The organism is Neobacillus niacini (assembly GCF_036961885.1).
In the GTDB taxonomy this organism is placed as follows: domain Bacteria; phylum Bacillota; class Bacilli; order Bacillales; family Cytobacillaceae; genus Neobacillus; species Neobacillus niacini_H.
Genome location: NZ_JBALNQ010000086.1, coordinates 1 through 3786 on the forward strand (window position 1 = coordinate 1; position 3786 = coordinate 3786).

The 3786-nt window shown below is 34.3% G+C and carries 4 protein-coding genes; 2 read left to right on the plus strand and 2 right to left on the minus strand.

Annotation, left to right across the window (positions count from 1 at the left end):
- Positions 1–101: 101 nt before the first annotated feature.
- Positions 102–929 (minus strand): MerR family transcriptional regulator, encoded by an 828-nt coding sequence (locus tag V7124_RS25585; RefSeq protein WP_335494663.1) that lies wholly within the window; start codon positions 927–929, stop codon positions 102–104.
- Positions 930–1035: 106 nt separating this feature from the next.
- On the opposite strand from V7124_RS25585, the gene norA reads away from it, so the two are divergent.
- Positions 1036–2229, plus strand: coding sequence for a multidrug efflux MFS transporter NorA (gene norA, locus V7124_RS25590; protein ID WP_335494666.1), 1194 nt, complete (start codon positions 1036–1038; stop codon positions 2227–2229).
- 179 nt (positions 2230–2408) lie between these two features.
- On the opposite strand, the gene V7124_RS25595 is transcribed toward norA, so the two are convergent.
- Entirely contained in the window at positions 2409–3053 is a 645-nt protein-coding gene (locus tag V7124_RS25595) for a hypothetical protein (protein WP_335494670.1), read from the minus strand.
- Between the two features lie 298 nt (positions 3054–3351).
- Between V7124_RS25595 and V7124_RS25600 the strand changes: the two genes are divergently transcribed.
- Positions 3352–3750: a (deoxy)nucleoside triphosphate pyrophosphohydrolase gene (locus V7124_RS25600; protein ID WP_335494673.1), complete on the plus strand. Its 399-nt coding sequence runs from the start codon at positions 3352–3354 to the stop codon at positions 3748–3750.
- Positions 3751–3786 lie beyond the last annotated feature (36 nt).

Here is a 3786-nt window from a genome sequence, read left to right on the forward strand (position 1 = left end):
TCCGCAACTAATTCCCGCCTTACGCAACTAATTCCCGCCATCTTTTGAATGGTGCCTGTCACTTTTTCTTTACCAAGTTCATCGATGTAGAATGTTGAACATTAATTGAGTTCAACTTGTATGATTATTTTGGTTACATAATGCTCCTTATGATTCTTTACTACTGAATCATAGATATACTCTTCAAAGACATATTCCCCTATCGTTACATTTAATCGTTCCATCTCTAAGAAAAGTCGGTTATATGTTTGGTGTATTGTATTCGCATCCCCAATATGATATCCGATGATAAAGTCACCCTTAACACTTTTAAAATACGGATGTCCTTCCATTGGCTTTGGCTGCTCAATATATAAAAAGCTGTAATTCGTGTATTCCCCTTTTACTATTTGCTCTCGTTTCGTGATAACACCTATGGGATATCCCGTATCAAGATGAGATTCGTTCAATTCATTTAGAAAATCTGAAACAACCTCTACAAATTCCTCTTCCGTTATATTTTCAATGTTCCTACTCAAATAAAGTGTTGCTTCTGGTAATTGTTCAAGCGTAATTTGATTAAAATCAAGGTGTGACGCTTTTTCTATTAAGGCTATTTGTACCTCGATAAATTTTTCCTTCATTTCAATCTCCTGACGCTTTTTCACAATCTCTTCTTTTTTTTGATACATTAATGACAAATAGCTTTCTGGAGACTTATTTTGCATGTAAAGTTGAATATCGGTAAGCGACATATCAAGATCTTTCAATAGATCGATTACAAAGAATAACTCGATTTGATGAATTGAATAATAACGGTAGCCTTTTTCATTTTTCAAAATCGGAGACAGTAATCCAATTTGATCATAATAAAAGAGAGTCTGTTTGTTTACTTTGCAAAGCTTTGCAAATTCGCCCGTCGTTAGATAGTTTCCATTTTTTTTATTCATTTTTTACAGCACCGTCCTTGAGTATATAGTAACTATATAGATTAGGATGGAAGTTGTAAAACAAATGATAACCAATACGTTCGTTTTGTTAAGGAGAAGTTAGAAAATGAAGTCTCAAAAAGTTACCTTAGGATTATTATTAATAAATTTATTCATAGCCTTTTTAGGGATTGGACTTGTGATTCCAGTTTTACCAACGCTAATGAATGAATTAGGCATAACGGGAACAACAATTGGTTATTTAACAGCCGCTTTCGCCATTGCGCAATTGATTGTTTCACCATTTGCAGGGAAAGCAGCAGATAAATTCGGCAGAAAAATTATGATTGTACTGGGATTATTTATTTTCGGGGCCTCTGAATTTTTATTTGGACTGGGCAAAGAAATTGAAATGTTATTTTTCTCTCGTATTTTAGGTGGAATTAGTGCTGCATTTATTATGCCAGCCGTAACTGCTTATATCGCAGATATAACAAATTTGACCACACGTCCCAAAGCACTCGGTTATATGTCAGCTGCCATTAGTACCGGATTTATTATAGGTCCGGGTATTGGTGGTTTCTTAGCCGAGTTTGGAACACGTGTACCATTTTTATTTGCAGGTGCACTTGGTACACTAGCCGCTATTCTTTCAATTATTTTATTATCTGAGCCCAAGCGTCCAGAAGAAAATAATGAACAAGGCTCAGAAACGAGGAATGGTTTCAAACGTGTATTTGAGCCAAAATATTTTCTTGCGTTTATCTTAATTTTTATTGCCTCATTTGGTTTAGCAGCTTTTGAATCGTTCTTTAGTCTATTTGTGGACCATAAATTTCAGTTCAAACCATCGGATATCGCCATTGTGATAACAGGTGGTGCCATTTTTGGTGCAGTTTCACAAGTCCTATTATTTGATAGACTTACACGAATTTGGGGTGAAATTAAATTGATTCGCTACAGCTTGGTAGTATCAGCTGTATTGGTCTTTTTAATGACCGTGGTCCATTCCTATTTTTCCATTTTACTTGTTACCTTTCTTGTGTTTGTAGGATTCGATTTATTCCGACCAGCCGTTACTTCGTATCTTTCAAATATCGCTGGCAATGAACAAGGATTTGTTGGAGGAATGAACTCGATGTTTACCAGCTTAGCGAATATTAGCGGCCCCATTCTAGGGGGGATCTTATTTGATATTGATATCGACTACCCGTATTACTTTGCGACTGTCGTACTATTTCTGGGAATCGTACTAACACTGTTCTGGAAGAAACCAGCAAATCGTTCATCTACTGAAGTGAATGCTAGAATAGCTAATTAATTTTTTCTAAAAATACATTCATATGATTTGAGATTAAAGGAAAAGGAACCCCAAATTGTCATAATGACATGTTTGGGATTCCTCCTTATCTAACAAAGCAATATTTACATAAAATTTATCAATAAAAATGCTGCGGTTGTGCCATAACAATCTCATTTAGAATTTACTCATTCAATGAGTTAAAACTCTTTACCCCACTCATCATCTAAAATTTCACCATTTTCAGCAATATACTCTAAAAAAGCAGATCCATGTTGCAATTTATCTTCGCTTTTTAGAAAGGATATGAATTCATTGAGAATCTTTTCGTCCCCGTCGCTCCTTTTTCGGGGAACAGTAATACGAATGGTAGGTGCAACATCGAACTCTTTAAAACTTTTAGGATTAACAGGGGAAACACCCAATTCTTGCCCAATTTTATCATTGGTAAAGAAAACATGGACATAAGCTGCTTTTCCAAAATTCTCTTTAATAAAAGGACTTATTTCAGCTTCTAAATCATCAGCCCATTTATCAGCAATGTATGTATCCATCATTTGTTCTGTTTCAGCATCATGATAAACTAGAAATGCTGTACCGCCTTTCTTATCCCTAACCTTGGCAGCATAGTCAAATCCAAAGTTCCCCATATTATCATAGAGAGTGTCATATATCTCGAAGTTATCATTAAATTCATCTTCTAAATATTGCTCCGCTTGAATCTTTATCTTTGCCTCTTCATCTTTATCGGGCTTCATTTCTAATACAAAGGTAACAACAAGCAGCCCGATTCCTAATATGATGACAGCCAAAACACCAAGTATGATTTTTAGATATTTATTCAAGACATCCCCTCCCTTATTTAATACATTACCATAAAAAACCAGAATTCCAATTAAAGTATCCTGCCCGGTGGTTGAAGAAGGAAGGTCAGATATCAATTAGAAAATTTAAGGGTTTTTCCTCGACAAAAAATTTTCAGAAAAACAGATAAAAGTTTGGTATTAATAAGGGTTTACTGCACTTTTAATCAAATGATAAATTACTCCAATTTATTTTTGATTGCAGCCCTTTACCTGTTGTAAGATTCTAATCTTAAAAAATGATATTATTATGAAGAGAAATGATCATCAGGGGGCAATCATGAAAAAACTAGTAAAAGTTGTTGCAGCTATTATTGAAAATGATAATAACGAAATATTATGTGCGCTAAGATCGCCGGAAATGTCTATGCCTAACATGTGGGAGTTTCCAGGTGGAAAAGTAGAAGCAAATGAGGATATTTACTCAGCACTAGAAAGAGAAATAGATGAAGAATTAGCTTGTAAAATTGAAACAACAAAAGAAGTTTTAAACGACAACACACATGAATATGAAACATTTATCATAAATTTGATTTCAATTAAATGTAAAGTAGTAAAAGGCATACCTACACCTAGTGAGCATTCCAAGTTAATCTGGTTAAAAAGAGAAAATTTAGATTCACTCAAATGGGCTCCGGCAGATATTCCCGCAGTGGAACAAATAATAAAAGAAAAATAGTCCTCTCAAAATGAGAAGACTATTTTTCTTTTATTA